The organism is Chromobacterium piscinae, from assembly GCF_021129175.1.
GTDB classification, from domain to species: Bacteria; Pseudomonadota; Gammaproteobacteria; order Burkholderiales; family Chromobacteriaceae; genus Chromobacterium; species Chromobacterium piscinae.
Genome location: NZ_JAJOHV010000041.1, coordinates 1 through 15986, shown reverse-complemented (window position 1 = coordinate 15986; position 15986 = coordinate 1). Strand labels below are relative to the sequence as shown.

17 protein-coding genes and 1 pseudogene are annotated in these 15986 nt (G+C 62.8%); 9 read left to right on the top strand and 9 right to left on the bottom strand.

Annotated features, from left to right (window positions below; all coding sequences use genetic code 11):
* The 6 genes and pseudogenes from LQR33_RS12550 to LQR33_RS12525 all read right to left on the bottom strand — a co-directional run.
* Positions 1-300 (bottom strand): annotated as a pseudogene (locus LQR33_RS12550) (beta-N-acetylhexosaminidase); the annotation flags it as partial.
* Positions 297-1157: a carbohydrate ABC transporter permease gene (locus tag LQR33_RS12545; protein WP_231469196.1), complete on the bottom strand. Its 861-nt coding sequence runs from the start codon at positions 1155-1157 to the stop codon at positions 297-299. The pseudogene LQR33_RS12550 and the gene LQR33_RS12545, both read right to left, overlap by 4 nt.
* 9 nt (positions 1158-1166) lie before the next feature.
* Entirely contained in the window at positions 1167-2036 is an 870-nt protein-coding gene (locus tag LQR33_RS12540) for a carbohydrate ABC transporter permease (RefSeq protein ID WP_166438678.1), read from the bottom strand.
* Between the two features lie 74 nt (positions 2037-2110).
* Positions 2111-3358, bottom strand: coding sequence for an extracellular solute-binding protein (locus LQR33_RS12535; RefSeq protein WP_231469194.1), 1248 nt, complete (start codon positions 3356-3358; stop codon positions 2111-2113).
* Between the two features lie 81 nt (positions 3359-3439).
* Positions 3440-4855: an OprD family outer membrane porin gene (locus tag LQR33_RS12530; protein ID WP_231469192.1), complete on the bottom strand. Its 1416-nt coding sequence runs from the start codon at positions 4853-4855 to the stop codon at positions 3440-3442.
* Positions 4856-5453: 598 nt separating this feature from the next.
* A complete protein-coding gene (locus LQR33_RS12525; RefSeq protein WP_221667323.1) occupies positions 5454-7151 on the bottom strand; it encodes a methyl-accepting chemotaxis protein in 1698 nt (565 codons plus the stop codon).
* A gap of 208 nt (positions 7152-7359) precedes the next feature.
* Here LQR33_RS12525 and LQR33_RS12520 point away from each other — a divergent pair, with 208 nt between their 5' ends.
* Complete coding sequence (locus LQR33_RS12520; RefSeq protein ID WP_231469190.1) at positions 7360-9336, top strand: peptidase U32 family protein; 1977 nt, start codon at positions 7360-7362, stop codon at positions 9334-9336.
* Between the two features lie 187 nt (positions 9337-9523).
* Here LQR33_RS12520 and LQR33_RS12515 read toward each other — a convergent pair whose 3' ends face one another.
* Positions 9524-10096 carry a tail fiber assembly protein gene (locus LQR33_RS12515; RefSeq protein WP_231469188.1) on the bottom strand — a complete coding sequence of 191 codons (573 nt, stop codon included), beginning with the start codon at positions 10094-10096 and terminating at the stop codon, positions 9524-9526.
* 473 nt (positions 10097-10569) lie between these two features.
* Between LQR33_RS12515 and LQR33_RS12510 the strand changes: the two genes are divergently transcribed.
* Positions 10570-10788 carry a DUF7661 family protein gene (locus LQR33_RS12510; RefSeq protein ID WP_021477225.1) on the top strand — a complete coding sequence of 73 codons (219 nt, stop codon included), beginning with the start codon at positions 10570-10572 and terminating at the stop codon, positions 10786-10788.
* Between the two features lie 46 nt (positions 10789-10834).
* Here LQR33_RS12510 and LQR33_RS12505 read toward each other — a convergent pair whose 3' ends face one another.
* Entirely contained in the window at positions 10835-11605 is a 771-nt protein-coding gene (locus tag LQR33_RS12505) for an SDR family NAD(P)-dependent oxidoreductase (protein WP_231469186.1), read from the bottom strand.
* 209 nt (positions 11606-11814) lie between these two features.
* On the opposite strand from LQR33_RS12505, the gene LQR33_RS12500 reads away from it, so the two are divergent.
* The 5 genes from LQR33_RS12500 to LQR33_RS12480 all read left to right on the top strand — a co-directional run bounded on the left by LQR33_RS12500 (position 11815) and on the right by LQR33_RS12480 (position 13489).
* The gene (locus tag LQR33_RS12500; protein WP_231176617.1) at positions 11815-12057 is read left to right on the top strand and encodes a winged helix-turn-helix transcriptional regulator; all 243 of its coding nucleotides are present in this window, start codon (positions 11815-11817) and stop codon (positions 12055-12057) included.
* A gap of 54 nt (positions 12058-12111) precedes the next feature.
* The gene (locus LQR33_RS12495) at positions 12112-12510 is read left to right on the top strand and encodes an MAPEG family protein (RefSeq protein ID WP_221667318.1); all 399 of its coding nucleotides are present in this window, start codon (positions 12112-12114) and stop codon (positions 12508-12510) included.
* Positions 12511-12596: 86 nt separating this feature from the next.
* Entirely contained in the window at positions 12597-12755 is a 159-nt protein-coding gene (locus LQR33_RS12490; RefSeq protein WP_231176676.1) for a DUF3079 domain-containing protein, read from the top strand.
* A 33-nt stretch (positions 12756-12788) separates the two neighbouring features.
* Positions 12789-13073 carry a hypothetical protein gene (locus tag LQR33_RS12485; protein ID WP_231176620.1) on the top strand — a complete coding sequence of 95 codons (285 nt, stop codon included), beginning with the start codon at positions 12789-12791 and terminating at the stop codon, positions 13071-13073.
* 5 nt (positions 13074-13078) lie between these two features.
* Positions 13079-13489, top strand: coding sequence for a hypothetical protein (locus LQR33_RS12480; RefSeq protein ID WP_166438669.1), 411 nt, complete (start codon positions 13079-13081; stop codon positions 13487-13489).
* Here the strand turns inward: LQR33_RS12480 and LQR33_RS12475 are convergent.
* Positions 13477-14406 carry a LysR substrate-binding domain-containing protein gene (locus LQR33_RS12475; protein WP_231469185.1) on the bottom strand — a complete coding sequence of 310 codons (930 nt, stop codon included), beginning with the start codon at positions 14404-14406 and terminating at the stop codon, positions 13477-13479. The two genes, LQR33_RS12480 and LQR33_RS12475, sit on opposite strands and share 13 nt — an antisense overlap.
* Positions 14407-14488: 82 nt before the next feature.
* Here LQR33_RS12475 and LQR33_RS12470 point away from each other — a divergent pair, with 82 nt between their 5' ends.
* Positions 14489-15511: an MBL fold metallo-hydrolase gene (locus tag LQR33_RS12470; protein ID WP_231469183.1), complete on the top strand. Its 1023-nt coding sequence runs from the start codon at positions 14489-14491 to the stop codon at positions 15509-15511.
* Positions 15512-15561: 50 nt separating this feature from the next.
* Complete coding sequence (locus LQR33_RS12465; protein WP_221665526.1) at positions 15562-15771, top strand: DUF3079 domain-containing protein; 210 nt, start codon at positions 15562-15564, stop codon at positions 15769-15771.
* Positions 15772-15986 lie beyond the last annotated feature (215 nt).

The following is a 15986-nucleotide window of genomic DNA, read 5'->3' as shown; positions in this document are numbered from 1 at the left end:
GTCGCCGACGGCGGCCAGCGCCATCGCCGCCGGCGCCTGCGGCAGAAAGCGGGTGCGCATCACCGCGCCGCCTTCCTGATCGAGGGCGATCAGCACCTCGTCGCCGAGCGCGCGTTTCAGGTCGGCGACCAGACGGCGGGTGGAGGCCGCGTCCGGCACGTTGCGGCGGAACAGGCAGACGGCGCGCGCGCGCATTTTCCGCAGCCGCGCCGCTTCTTCTTCGCTCAAAACCGGGCCTTCCACATCCACCATCAGGCAGCGGCCGGCCAGTTGGTCCAGTTGTGCGTCGCTCAGGGTCATTTCACCGCTCCATCGAATCCGCGCAGGAAATAGCGCTGGGTGAACAGGAATACGATCAGGATGGGCAGCACGGTCAGCACCGCGCCGGCCGCCACCACCCGCGTCTTGAAGCTGAAGGCGCCGGCCAGGTAGAGCACGCCGACCGACAGCGGAAACTTGTCCGGGCTGGACATCACGATGGACGGCCAGATGTACTGGTTCCACGCCGACACCGTGGTCAGGATGGTCAGCGCCGCCAGTGCCGGGCGGGCCAGCGGCAGCATGATGCGCCAGAAGATCTGCCATTCGGATGCGCCGTCGACGCGGGCGGCGTCGATCAGATCTTGCGGCACCGCCTCGAACGCCTGCTTCAAGAGGAAGATGCCCACCGCGCCGGCCAGCGTCGGCAGCACCACGCCGCTGTAGCTGTCGGTCAGCTGCAGCTTGGACACGGTGATGAAGTTGACCAGGAAGTTGACCTCGTTGGGCAGGATCATGGTGGCGAGGATGGCGCCGAACACCAGCCGGCGGCCGGGAAACTTCATGCGCGCCAGCGGGTAGGCGGCCAGCGCGCTGACCAGCAGCGTGCCGGCCACCGTCAGCGCGGCGATGGCGAAGGAGTTGCGGTAGAAGGCCAGGATGTCGATGCTGGACACCGCCTCGCGGAAATGGTCCAGCGTCGGCGCGCTGGGCAGCAGCGGCGGCGGGAAGGCGAATACCTCGCCGTCGCCGGACAGCGCCGTCACCAGCGTCCACCAGAACGGGTAGACGGTGATCAGCGCGATCGCCGACAGCGCCAGGTAATGGACGGCCCGCGCGGCCAGCCGGTCCGCCCGCGCGCGGACGGCGGGGGCGGCCAGGGTGGTGGAGTGGTTCATCGCGTCTCCTCAGCGGTCTCGCGGTTGCAGGTAGCGGAAGTTCAGCCAGGCCAGCGCGATGCAGAACGCCGACATCACCAGGCTGGCGGCCAGCGCGCGGCCGAAATTCAGCGACTTGATGCCGAACTCGTAGGCGTAAAAGAGCGCGGTGTAGGTGGACTGCATCGGCCCGCCCTTGGTCAGGATCTGCACTTCCTCGAAGGCCTTCACCGCCGCCAGAACCGACATCACCGAGCACAGCAGGATGGTGGGGGCCAATAGCGGCACGGTGATGCGCCAGAAGCGCTGCCAGCGGCCGGCGCCGTCCAGCTGCGCCGCTTCGTAGACGTCGGCCGGGATCGCTTGCAGGCCGGCCAGGTACAGCACCATGTACCAGCCGATGCCGCGCCAGACGGTGATGAACATCACCGCGAACAGCGCGATGTGGTCGTCGGAGAGCCAGCCCACCGGATCGTTGATCAGATGCAGCCAGCGCAGCGCGGCGTTGAGCACGCCGTCCTCGGTGTACATGAAGTTCCAGATGATGCCGATCACCGATACCGAGGTGACCACTGGCAGATAATAGGCGGCGCGGAACAGCTTGATGCCGGGCAGGCTGTTGTTGACCAGCACTGCCAGCAGCATCGCCAACAGCTGGATGATAGGCACCACCAGCAGGTATAGCGCCGAGTTCTTCAGCGCCGACAGGAACAGCTCGTCGCCGAATAGGTCGCGGAAATTGTCCAGGCCCACCCATTGCGGCGCGTCGATCAGGTTGTAGCGGGTGAAGGCGAGGAAGGAGCCGAAACCCACCGGCCAGAATGAGAACATGACCAGCAGCAGCAATGCCGGCGCCAGGAACAGATAGGCCTGCAGCGTGGTCTTGCGGGGTTTGCGCATATGAAGTGCCACCGTGTCTGAAAGAGAGGCGGCCCGCCGCCGGCGAGGGCGGCGGGCGCGGACAAAGGCCGGTCTTACAGCTTGCCGTTCCAGTAGGTGGCGGCCTCGTCCAGCGCGGCCTTGGCGTCCTGGCGGCCGGTCACCGCCTTTTCCACCGAGGCGGACAGCCTGGCCGACAGCGTGTCGGCGTTTTTCACTGACAGGAACAGGGTGCGGGTCTTGTCCAGATTGGCGGCGGCGATGCCGACCGCGCGCTCGGCCGGACCGGCGTTGGCGGCCACCTTCTGGAAATGCGGGTCCTGCGCCGCCTTGCGCGCGGTGGGCAGCGTGCCGGCCAGCTTGGCGAAGGCCAGCTGGTTGTCGGCGTTGGTCAGGTAGTTGCCGAACTTGCCGATCTCCGGCAGCAGCGCCTTGTCCACGTTGCGGGCCACCGCGAAGTTGAACATCCAGCCGCCGGCGGCGATGCCGGTGGGGCCCAGCGGCGCGGCGGCGACGCGGGTGTCGCGGTAGACCTTGGGCGCTTCGTCGCGGACGCGGGTCAGCGCGGTGGGGCTGGATTCCAGCATCGCCATGCGGCCGCTGTTGTAGGCGGCCATCGCCACCTGGAAGTTGTCCTGGACGAACAGATTGTCCTTCATCAGCGCGCCGGCCTTGTAGGCTTCGGCCAGCTTCTTGACGAAGGCGATGTGGGCCGGGCTGTTGAACGCCGGCTTGCCGTCCTTGAGCACATCGAGGCCGTTTTGCAGGAACAGGCCCTCTATCTTGGTCGGCCCCATCTTGGGCGCGAAGCCGGCGGCGCCGGTCTTGGCCTTGATGACCTTCGCGTACTGCAGCTCCTCATCGAAGGATTTGGGCGGCTTGTTCGGGTCCAGGCCGGCTTTCTTGAACAAGGCGGCGTTGTAGGCGATGACATCCGCGCCGTTGTAGTGCGGGAAGGCATAGGCCTTGCCGTTGAAGGTGACGTCCTTCAACGCGCCGGCCACGTACTGATTCTTGTCGATCAGGCCGTCCAGCGGCTGGATCAGGCCTTCCTGCTGGTAGTCGTAGGCCCAGGGCACGTTCAGGTTGACCAGCGCCGGCGGCTTGCCGGCGCCGACGGCGGCGGTGAACTTGGCCTGGATCACATCCCAGGGATAATCGGTCCACTTCACTTCCACATTTGGGTGCTGGGCGTTGTACTTGCTCACCAGCTCCTTGAAGTAGCCGTCGAACTTGGGCGACAGGCTCATGGTCCACACTTCCAGCACCGGTTTGTCGGCGGCGTGGGCGAACAGGGGCGCGGCGGCGATCAGCAGCGACAGGCTCAGGGTTTTCAGTTTCATCGTGCGGTTTCTCCTTTTCGGCTTCGCTTATCGGAACCGATAGGCGAAGCGGCCGGCACTGGCATGCCGGCCACTGGTGGATCAGAAGGTCTTGCTGTAGGAGGCGATCACTTTCACGTCGTTGCGGTTGCTTTTGTCGCCGGTGAAGCCGTGGGTGCGCAGCTGAGCCGGGTAGACGCCTATGCTGGCGCCCTTGAGCGGCCCGCTTTGCACCGAGTAGGCCACGCTCAGATCCACCTCGTTGAAGTGGGTGTCGCCCAGATTGGGACGCGCGCTGTCGTATTGGTTTTTGACATTGCTGGCGTAATTGGCGGATGCGCCCATGGTCAAGCCGGGCATGCCCAGCTTGGCGAAGTCATAGCTGACGCCGATTTTGACCACTCGCATGCCATCCCAGACAAAGTCGTCGTCCTGGCCCCAGGTTTGGATGAAGTTGCGGTTGTCGCTGTTGCCCCACGGCGTCAGGCGGAAATTCAACTCGCCGGAGTCGGGCGCGTGAGTGGCGCCGTAACCGCCCATCAGCGTCCAGCCGCCGGTGGCGTAGCTGAGGCTGCCGCTGGCATGCCATTCATTTTTGGGATTGGCGATGCCGGACAGCGCGGTCTGGTATTTGCCGGTGAAGTAGTAGCCAGTGGCGGTCAGCTTGTCGGCGCCCAGAGACCAGGTGTAAGACGCGGCGATCTGCGCGTTGCGGCGGTAGTCCTTGCCCTCGCCGAAACCGACGTCGACGAAGTAGTTGCTGGGCGCGTAGCGGAAGCCGATGCTATGGACGTAGTCCACTTTGCGGCCGTCATTATAGGGCGCCCGGTTCTGGTGCCACTGGTTGGTCATGTCGCGGAAACGGGTATCCCATTCATTGCGGAACTGGTCTGCCCAGCCATAGCCGACTTCGAAGTCGCCCAGCTTGTATTTTCCCTCCAGGCCGCGATAGGCATGCGATTGCAGGCCGCCGGACGTGCCCAGCGTGCCTATGCTGATCGGGGTGTAGCCTGCGCGGGCCGAAAAGCCTTGGCCATCGGCGCTCTGGCGGAATTTCAACGCGGCCTGGCTCAGCACCGCGCTGCTCTTGTCTTTGCCGCCGCCGTTTTCGTCCGGATCGCTGGTGTCGTTCAAGTCGTGGTACAGCACCTCCGACCAGCCCTGCCCTTTGGTGAGGCGGATGGCGGCATGGGCGGCGGCGTCGAAACCCAGATGGTCCCAGGCATAGCCGGATTTGAAATTCAGTCCCAGGTTCAAGGCGTTGACATGGATGTCATGACGATTGCCCTTGCCGGGAGCGTCCCATTGGGCTTGCCGGTCGCGCCCATAGTAGAGCGCGCTGAAGGTGGTTTCCGATTTGGTCAGCAGGTCATAGACGTCGCTTTCCGAAATGGCTTGCGCGGTGCCTTTCAGCGCGGGGCCATCGCTGCCGGGAGGGACGGACGATTCTTCCGCCGCGAGGGCGTGGCCGGACAGCACGGCCATGATTGCCAGGAATAAAACGCGTTTCTTGTGCATGAGATTGCTCCAGGTCCGATTGCCGAATTCAGGGGTGGACGTCCTGGAGGCACGTTAGCTGGTCTTATATTGGTCTTCAATTGGTATGAGACAATTCTGGTTGAAATTGAATGTCATGGCGTTGCAATGTTGCCATGCAAGATAAAAATATTAATAAAAATCCAATTAATGATAATTGTTGGCAACAAATAAATGGTTAACTAGCAAATAATCGCAATTTAAGTCTGTTGTGTGATGGGTTTGGAATGAGTGATGATTGACTGTGAAAATAAACCAGTGAAATACCAATAATGGATGTTCTGAATAGAAACTTGATGTTCGAATTGCGGATGTTGCAACGCAGCATTCGCGCAAAGAAAGATGCCCGCGCGAAGCGGGCCAAAACGAGAGAGGAAGGTTCAAAGGGGAGGCAGGTCTCCCCGGAGGAAAGGTTTGACGGCTACTGGCCAGGCTCCTGATTCCGCATTGCGCCGATTTGTTGTAGCGCCCGCGCGTCGCGTCTTGCCTCAGGCGCGCAACTGAATTCTGTTAGCCGCTCCGGGCAAGCACTCAAGCATTGCGGCGGAAACGAACGCCTCGCGAAGCCTTGGACAGGCGATCAGGCCTGCCAGGCGGTGGCGGCCAAGGGTTGCGGTGTTCGGTCCGAGGCTGGCGGCTGGCCGCCGGCCGGCAGCTTGAAGCGGCTGATCGCCGCCTGCAGCGCGCCGGCCATCTGTTCCACCTGGCCGGCGGCCTCGGCGGTTTGCGTCGCGGCGGCGCTGGTTTCCTCCGACATCTGCGCCACTTGCTCGACATTGGCGGCGATGCTGGTGCCGGCCTGCTGCTGTTCGTTCAGCGAGATCGATATCGTCGACAAGGAGCCCTTCACCCGGTCCACATTGCCGGCGATGCCGGTGATCGCCTCGCGGGCGCTGCTGGCCTGGGCCAACCCGGTTTCCATCTGATCCACCGTGTGGTGGATGTTGTCGACCACGTGCTGGCTGCAGTCCAGCATCTCGCGGATGCTGCCGCTGATTTCTGTGGTGGACTGCGCGGTGCGTTCCGACAGCTTGCGCACCTCGTCGGCCACCACGGCGAAGCCGCGGCCTTGTTCGCCGGCGCGGGCGGCCTCGATCGCCGCGTTCAGCGCCAGGAGATTGGTCTGTTCGGCCACGTCGCGGATCACCTGGATCACGTTGGCGATATCTTGCGAGCGGCTGCCCATCAGGTCGGCCTGCTGCTGCGAGGAGCGCGCCTGCTCGGCGACGCGGCCTATCGTCTGCAGCGTCTGGTCGATGATGGTCTCACCCTGATGGGCCAGCTCGCCGCTGGACACCGAATCCTTGGCCACGTCGGAGGCGGTGTCGTTGACCGAGCAGATGCTGACCGACAGCTGTTCCACCGACGCCGACATCGACGACGCGGCGCGGGTCTGCTCCTCGGCGCTGGTCGCAACCTGTTCCGATGCGGCGGCGAGCTCGGTCGCGCTATTGGACAGCCTGAGCGTGATGTCTTGCATATTGCGCACCAGCTGGATCAGCGCGCTCTGCATCCGCGCCATCGAGGCGACGACGCTGTGATGATCGTCCGGCTTCACCGTCAGCTTTTGGCCCAAGTCGCCTTCGGCGATGCGCTCGGCCAGCGCCACCACGTCGCGCGGCTCGCCGCCGAGTTCGGACAGCAGCCCGCGCACGATCACCCAGGCCAAGAGGAAGCCCACCACCACGCCGATGGCGATCAGCGCGATATTGGCGGCGTGGCTGAAGGCGGCGCGCTGCTGCGACTGGGCGAACTCTTCCGCCGCCACCCGCAGCTGCAGGTCCACCAGCGCGGCGATGCGCTGCGCCACCGGGTCCAGCGCCGGGTACATTTCGCGGTCCACGTAATGCTGCAGCGCGGCCGTGTCGCCGCTCTGCACGATCTGCCGCAGCTTGTCGACGCTGCGGTTGGCGTTGGCCATCGCCGCCTCGGCCTGGTCGGCCAGCCGTTTTTCCTCCGCTGTCAGATAGGTGGCGCGGTAATCGCCCCATTGCTGGCGGACATCGAGCTGCGCCTTGCTCAGATTGGCGAGGAAGCCGGCGGCGTTTTGGCTCTGGTTGCGCAGCTTCTGCGCGTTGTCGACGATGCCCACCGCGTAGCCGTCGCCGACGGTTTTCAGCTGTTTCAGGCAGACCACGCGGTCGTTGTAGGTGGTGGCGAAATCGCCGAGTATGCCTTCCTGGGTGTGCAGGCCGTACCAGCCGACCAGCAGCGGGATGGCCAGCAGCGCGCAAACCATGACGGACAGGCGCCGGGCGATGGTGAGGGAATTGAACATGAGGGACTCGCTGCTTTGGACGGGACTGCGCCCCGATACTCTTTGGAGTAGCAGCCGCCATGAAGGCAGGCAATCGGATACAGTATTTTAAGTAGTCGCACCTAGTACGGCCCGGCGCAATCGCCGACTACCTATAAGCCCATGATTCCGTTATAATTCCGCCCCCACCCAATCACGCATCGTACCCATCGATCAGCCCGGAACCGCCATGAGCCTGCTGCCGCACCAAGTCGAACTGCTGTCGCCCGCCAAAACCGCCGAAATCGGCCGCGAAGCCATCCTGCACGGCGCCGACGCGGTATACATCGGCGGGCCGTCGTTCGGCGCGCGCCACAACGCCTGCAACAGCGTGGAGGACATCGCCGGGCTGACCGCCTTCGCCCACCGCTACCACGCCCGCATCTTCGCCACGCTGAACACCATCCTGCACGACGCCGAGCTGGAAGGCGCGCGCAAGCTGATCTGGCAGTTGTACGATGCCGGCGTCGACGCGCTGATCATCCAGGATATGGGCATCCTGCAGATGGACCTGCCGCCTATCCAGCTGCACGCGTCCACCCAGTGCGACATCCGCGACGCCGACAAAGCGCGCTTTCTGTCCGACGCCGGCTTCAGCCAGATCGTGCTGGCGCGCGAGCTGACCATTCCGCAGATCAAGAAGATCGCCGACCGGGTGGCCGATTCCGCCGCTATCGAGTACTTCATCCACGGCGCGCTGTGCGTGGCCTTCTCCGGCCAGTGCTACATCAGCCACGCCGACAACGGCCGCAGCGCCAACCGCGGCGATTGCTCGCAGGCCTGTAGGCTGCCGTACACGCTGACCGACGAAAAGGGCGGCGTGGTGGCCTTCGACAAGCATTTGCTGTCCATGAAGGACAACAACCAGAGCGCCAACCTGGAAGCGCTGCTGGACGCCGGCGTGCGGTCTTTGAAGATAGAAGGCCGTTACAAGGACGTGTCCTACGTCAAGAACATCACCGCCCATTACCGCCTGCTGCTGGATGAGATCTTCGAGCGCCGCCCGGAACTGGCGCCGGCCGCCAGCGGCAGCAGCGAAATCTACTTCACGCCGGACCCGGACAAGACTTTCCATCGCGGCGCGACGGACTACTTCGCCACCGGCCGCAAGCAGGACATCGGCGCCTTCGATTCGCCCAAGTTCGTCGGCGTCGGCCTGGGCACGGTGCACAAAGTGGGCGACGGCTGGCTGGAAATCGCCACCATGGAACAAATGTCCAACGGCGACGGCATCAACTTCATGAAGAAGCGCGAAGTGGTGGGCATGCAGCTCAACACCGTCAAGCGGGTGGGCAAGGCCGAAGGCGGGCTGTTGCTGTGGCGCTGCGAGCCTAACGATCCAGCCGCGCTGCAAGGGCTGAAGCCCGGCGTCGACATCAGCCGCAACCGCGACCACGCCTGGGAACTGGCGTTGCTGAAGAAATCGGCCGAGCGCCGCGTGGGCGTCTGGGCCGCGCTGTCTGAAACCGCCGACGGCCTGGAACTGAGCTATACCGACGCCGACGGCTGTACCGCCAGCGCCCGCGCCGAGTTGGCGTTGGAACCGGCCAAGGACGCCGCCCGCGCCGAGCAGAGCCTGCGCGACGCCGCCGCCAAGCTCGGCAACACCATGTTCCAGGCGCACGATGTGTCGCTGAATCTGAGCCAGCCGTGGTTCGTCCCGGCCTCGGTGATCAACGGCCTGCGCCGCGACGCCGTGGAAAAACTGGAAGCCGCCCGCGCCGCCGCCTGGGTCCGCCCCGAGCGCAAGGCCGCCGCCGAGCCGCCGGCAGTCTTCCCGCAGAAGGAGCTCAGCTATCTCGCCAACGTCTATAACGCGCTGGCCTGGGATTTCTACAAACAGCACGGCGTGGAAGTGATCGAGCCAGCCTACGAGGCGCATCAGGAAGAGGGCGAGGTCAGCTTGATGATCACCAAGCACTGCCTGCGCTTCTCCTACAACCTATGCCCGAAGCAGGCCAAGGGCGTGAAGGGCGTGATGGGCCAGGTGCGCGCCGACCCGATGATTCTGAAATCCGGCGACGAAACCTACACGCTGAAGTTCGAATGCCGCCCCTGCGAGATGCACGTGATGGGCAAGATGAAGAAGCACATTCTCAAATCGCCGCCGCCGTCCGAGATCCCGGCTTCGGCGCCGATGACCTTCTTCAGGCAGCGGCCGCAGTGATCGGCTCGACTGATAGGTTTGGGATGATTAAGACTTGATTGTGTGAGAGCCGGTGATTCTTATCTCAATCATATGAAGGATCTGAATAGCGCTATAAACGGGCTTTTTAACAATTTATCTATGAGTGGAAAAAAGCTGCACGATGTTGAATCGTGCAGCTTTTTTTATGGCCTAATAATACTTAACTTTATGCAGGTTGTTGCGGCCATTCCAGCTTTTCCATATATGGCCACCCGGCTTGTTGTGGTACTTTTGCGAGGGAGAGGCAATATTCCGTCCAAGAGGGGAAGCTATCTCTTTTCACTGCCGAGGCTATATTAAGCTCGATGGAATCAAGCAACAGACGGCGTTGGAGCAATGCGTCATCCAAACGATGCTTCAATTCAAGTTTGCTTGCATTTTCCAATGCAACCATATCCGTCACCCAGCCATCTCCTTTCCATACCGGGAAAAGCGCAGGAGGTTGTTGCGTTGTTGCTTGCAAGCTATCAGGGGTGTCACCTATCTGGATCGACCAGATTCGTTGGGCCGTGGCTTTACTCCACAAATTTACCTTGCGCCAATCTGGTGTGATATTCCATTGCTGAGTTTGTGTGTTGAATACGGCAACTTCCTGTGCCCCAGTAATGGGTGGCTGAACAGTAGTTGTGTATGCGGGATATTGCCAGGAGCCTAGGTGTAGCGGATCGGGATAAGCTTTTCCTGTGCTCAAGTATTCGAAAGTGTATTCTGAATAATGATAAATATCAGGTGCTTCCATGTTGAAATTTCACTCACTGTTGTAGAGATTTAGATTGTGAGTGATTTACATAAATATGGTGAGTTGAAAAGTTTCAGTGCGAGTCCATTTTATTTAAGACCCGATTGTAGTTATTGAATGGCTGTTGTGACGGAGAGTGTGGAAGGCTTTATAAGCTAATGATATTGTGCTGATGGGTATGAACTATTTCTAATAGATTTTGACTCGTATGTGATAGCGTGCAGAATGAAATATAAAAAGCCGACTTTTCCCAATCCGATTGAGTCGAGCGTCCCCTACTTGCGCAGACTGATAAGAAAAACATACTTGCATGTCGTTGCAACATGATGGCGATTTTTCATGAGAAGCCTGTTGTATGCCTAGGCTGCGCCGGCAATTGGATGCGAGAGGGGAAAAGATCCATAGCATGACGTTGCGCTGGCGATGATGGTTCTGCAATCATGAGCCATTGAGTGCAACCGGAGGCCTGACGCATGCAAACGTATCGATTCAACGTTTACGGCCATATCGTGGTGGCGGAGCGGCACGGTTCCGGCTGGCGGGCCTTTTTGCCCGACAACGACGGCAAGCGCCGGCCCGCCGATTTCGTCATTCCGGACTGGGTGACGGAAGACGGCCTGGCCCAGTATCTGGAAGACCTGTTTCACGAGAACGCGACGCCGCGCAACGGCGATGTGAAGCAGCTGGATTGACGCCGGCGGCAGGAATCGTACCCTGCCGCCGTCTTGGTTTTTCCGCTTAATTTCTGCCCGCCATCACACCGCCGTCCACGTCCAGCACCGTGCCGGTGATCCAGCCCGCTTTGTCCGACAACAGAAACTCGACCGCGTTGGCCACGTCGTCCGCGGTGCCGATGCGGCCCAGCGGATGGAAGCCGTTGAAGCCGGCCAGCGTAGCCGCGATCTGGTCTTCGGCGATGAAGGATTTGTAGATGCTGGACAGCACCACCGCCGGCGCCACCGCGTTGACGCGGATGCCGTCGTCGGCCAGTTCCATCGCCATATGCTGGGTCAGCGCGTGCAGGCCGGCTTTCTGCATCGAGTACGCCGACGATGGCGTGGCCTTCACCGCCTGATGCGCCCACATCGAGCCGATGTTGACGATGGCGCCGCCGCCATGGCGGCGCATATTGCGCGCCACCGCCTGGCTGATGAAGAAAAAGGCCTTGTTGATGTCCAACTGGCGGTCGTAGTCCTGTTCGCTGTGCTCCAGAAAGCCCACCTGCTGGAAGTAGCCGGCGGCGTTGACCAATTCTCCGATGGCGCGCGGCTCGGCATCCAGCTTGGCGATGAAGGCGCGCACCTGTTCCGGTTGGTAGAGGTCCACCGCGGCGGTTTCCACCTTGCCGCCGGTGTCGGCTTCCAACTCCGCCTTGGCGGCGGCCAGGCGCAGGGTATTCTGGGCCAGGATCAGCACCGTCCGGCCCTGGCGCAGCAGGCGGCGAGCGCTTTCCTTGCCCATGCCGCTGGAGCCGCCGACGATGATGGCGAGAGTGGAGGCATGTGTCATGCTTGCGTTCCGTGGGTTGAGGAGATGGCTGCAGCTTAAAAGCGCGGCAACTCATTGAACAGCAGGCACAAATTGGTCAGCTACTTACTTTTTGGTACATCTCGATGAAGGCGCAGGAAAAAAAATTCTCCCGGAAATCGCCGCCGGAGCGCAGCGCGCGCATGGTGGAGAGCATCTACGGCTGCAAATGATCGCTGACGGTTTACCAATTGCTGGCGAGCGGCATCAACCGCCCCGGCGAAATGGTGCGCCAGGTGGAGGGTTTGAGCACCAAGGTGCTGAACGAGTGCCTGCGCCGCAATATGGAGTTCGGCATCCTGGAACGGGTGGCCTTCGACGAGTCGCCGCCCAGGGTGGAATACCGGGTCACGCCGTTCGGCGGCAAGTTCGTGCGGGTGCTGGACGAGCTGGAAAAGCTGCAGCAGGAGCTGGAGCGAGAAGAGGGAGTTTGAGACGCGCCGTCCCGTCCGGCTTTGGCCACGCAGGACCACCAGAAAGGGAAAACGATGATCTATCCGATGTTCGCTTTGGTGCTGTTGACCTTTTTCGTCGGCGTCCGCCTCGGCGCCTGCCGCTTCGCCAACGCCCGCTCAGGGCGGGTGAAGGGCAGCTATTACCGGCTGATGCAGGGCGACGCGCCGCCGGACGGCGAGTTGAAGCTGGCGCGCAATTTCTCCAATCTGTTCGAGGCGCCGGTGCTGTTCTACGTGTTCGGCGCCATTGTCATCGCCAAGAATCTGGCCGGCCCCGTCTCGCTGGGACTGGCCTGGGGCTACGTGGCGGCGCGCCTTGCCCATTCCGCCATCCATCTTTCCTACAATCACCCGATTCACCGTTTTCTGGCCTTCCTGGCATCCAATATCCTGCTGCTGGCGATGTGGGGTTGGCTGCTGTTCCACCTGTGACAGATGTTCGGCATAGTGTCCCGATTGCCTAATGCAGACCAAATTTTCAGGCCGGAGCTGGCGTGGACAATGGTTCGGCTTGTGGGATGGGGGAGAACAGGGCCACTAAACTTCCCATTTACCCCTGGCATCCCGAGCGTATCTGCAGGGAGAGTGGCAAGTATCGCTCGACCCAGGGCATAGGTTGTGGCAACGGCACTAGCCGTACCCAGCATTCTGTGGAAATTTTGGCGAAGATTGCATGAAATGGGAGTGGATGAGAGCGGCTCGGAGGCGGGATGCGAGTCGCTGCGCTAGGCTGCATCGCGTATGCTGTGGCGATTCAATTGCGCGAGGCTGCGGCATTGGCGATGGATGACAAAGTATTGCGCGCGGATGCCATAGCGAAACAGAGGGGTTTGATTGCGCGATTGCGCGAAGACAGTTTGCCGGCGCAGGTGGCTGCCCTGCTCGCACAGTTCGGCGCTTTGCAGATGGCAAGCCTGGATGGTGGCAGGGCAGTGGCGTTTATTGTGTTGTTCCTGGGCGGCGACAGTCAGGAGTTTTCTTGCTCGGAGGCGTGACGCATATGGAGCCGATAAACGATTTCATCTTGGAGCCGCTTGCGGAACACCCCGATCAAATTCATTCCTGGTTATGGATGAACGGGAAGCGCACTTCCACGTGGCTCAAGGGACTATCCCTGTTGCATCAGTTCCGGTTTGCCGATGGCTATCTGCTGATCAGCGACTTTGACTGTCCGTTTGAGGAGGTGACGGTGTTCACCTTGCTAGATCTCCGACTGAGAAAGGTATGCAGTCGGTCGATAGGCGCGATGTACAGCTCATTCTTGCTAAGCGGCATCGAGTGGCGGAGTCCCTGCCATGCGTTGCTGGATTTCGGCGGCGGGGATTACTGGGAGCTGAATATCCGCCGCTTCCATGTGCCGTTGTTGTGGCCCAGACTGCAGGTCAGGCCATGCGGGGATCAGACCGTCTGAATATCGCCGGCGATGTCCAGTATTTGCTCCTCCAGCCAATCCAGCCCTGGGTCACCGCCGCTGGCGGCGTGGCGGATCAGCGAGACGGTGAACGGCGGCAGATCCAGCGGCGGCGGACTGGCGCGCAGGCCGTGGCTGTCGACCCATTCGTCGGCCAGCGCTTCCGGCACGGTGGCCAGCAGGGGCAGGGCTTTCAGCAACGGCGGCAGCGAGGCGAAGCGGGAGGCGGTGTGGCTGACCACGCGCGACAGGCCACGCTCGGCCAGCGCCCGATCCGTGGTGCCCTGGCGCGCGCCGCGGTAGCTGACCAGCGCGTGCTCGTGGGCGAGGTAGTCGTCCAGGCTCAGCGGCGCGGACAGCGGCAGCTGCCTGGGATCGTAGACGACGGCGAAGCCCATCGAGCGCAGCGGCCGGGTCTGCTGCCAGGCGGGGCCGGGAGCGAAGACCGATACGCCCAGCTCCATCCGGCCCTGCTCCAGCATCGCGCTGCCGGTGAACGGGTCGGTGGTTTCCAGCGCGACGCGCAGTTTGGGCGCCAGCGCGCGCAGCCGCGGCAGCAGCTTCGGGGCCAGCCAGATTTCCACCCAGTCGCTCATGCCCAGCGCGAACGCGCGCGTGGCGGAGGCCGGCTCGAACGCGGGTTCGGCGAACAACAGCGTTTGCAGCTGTTCCAGTAGCGGGGTCAGTTGGCTTTGCAAGGCCAGCGCGCGCGCGGTGGGCGCCATGCCCTGCGGCACCCGCACCAGCAGTTCGTCGTCGAACAGCTCGCGCAGCCGGGCCAGCGCGCCGCTGACCGCCGGCTGGCCCAGATGCAGGCAGGCGGCGGCGCGCGACACGCTGCGCTCGCGCAGCAGCACTGCGAGCGTGACCAGCAGGTTCAGGTCCACGCCGCGGAAATCTTTTTCCCTGATACTCATCATCATTCCAATCGATTTGAATGGCATGGTCGGGCGCTTCATCATCGGGGCACTTGCACTTCAGCCCGGAAAGGAATACCCCATGCGCATCATCTCCGCACCATACCATGCCGCCGCCCGCGCCATCCGCCTGCTGCCCCTGGCCATCGCCCTGGCGGGCGCGGCCGCCGTGTCGACGCATGCCGCCGAGCTGTCTCCGCCGCCGCAGGCGCGCGTCCAGGCGCCGGGATTCTACCGGATGATGCTGGGCGCTTTCGAAGTGACCGCGCTGTCCGACGGCACGGTGGCCGTTCCGCTGGACCAGTTGCTGCATAATCCGCCGGCCGACACTGCCCGTCGGCTGGCGCAGGCCCACCTGGGAACAAAGACCGAAACCTCGATCAACGCCTTCCTGATCCACACCGGCAGCCACCTGGCGCTGGTGGACACCGGGGCGGGCGACCTGTTCGGCCAGGCCGGCGGCCAGCTGCTGGACAGCATCCGCGCGGCCGGCTACCGGCCGGAAGATATCGACACGGTATTGCTGACCCACATTCATGCAGATCATTCCGGCGGCCTGACGCGGCAAGGCAAGCGGATGTTCCCCGCCGCCGACATCCGGGTGAACCAGCGGGACGTGGATTTCTGGCTGAACCCGGCCAATGCCGGCAAGGTGGCCAAGGAAGAGCGCCATGCCTTCGCCGATTCCGAGGCGGCGCTGCGGTCCTACATCGAAGCCGGCAGGCTGAAGCCGTTTGACGACGGGGCCGAGCTGCTGCCCGGCATCCGCGCGGTGTCGGGCGCTGGCCATACCCCGGGCCATACGCTGTACCTGGTGGAGAGCGAGGGCAAGAAGCTGATGCTGTGGGGGGATCTGATCCACGCGCAGGACGTGCAGTTCGCCAAGCCCGGCGTGACCATACGCTTCGACGTGGATGCCAAGGCGGCCGCCAAGCAGCGGCTGGCGCGGATGGACGAAGCCGCGCGCGAAGGCTGGCTAGTGGGCGCCGCCCACATCCGCTTCCCGGGCCTGGGCTATGTCCGCCGCGATGGTGCCGGCTATGCCTGGCAGCCGGTTCCGTACAGCTTGGCGGGCCTGAAGCCGGCGATCGTGTCGGCGCGCTAGCCTTATTCCAGATCAATGCCGATAGCGATGGCGAGCCGCACAATCCAGACATGCGATCCTCCATCCCCGGCACCGCCAAGAAGTTTCCCCTCAATCCCCGCCATCCCGAGCGCATCTGCTGGGGCTGCGACAAATACTGTCCAGCCTCGGACATGGCTTGCGGCAACGGCAGCAGCCGCACCCAGCATCCGGCGGAGATTTTCGGCGACGACTGGTACGAGCCGGACGTGGATGCGGATGGCCCAGGCCGGGACGGATAGGCGAGGGCAATGAAAAACGGGACGCCACGCGTCCCGTTTTCTTTGCAGCGGCGCGCTTAGCAGCGGCCTTTTTTCGCCTGTCCCGGCGGGCAGAAATTGCCGCGGTCGTGGTGGTGGCGATGATGGCGATGCTTGCGGTAGCTGCGCTCCTCGCGCGGCTCCGGCTTGCGGCCGTAGTCGTGGCCGATGGCCGCGCCGGCGCCGCCGCCCACCGC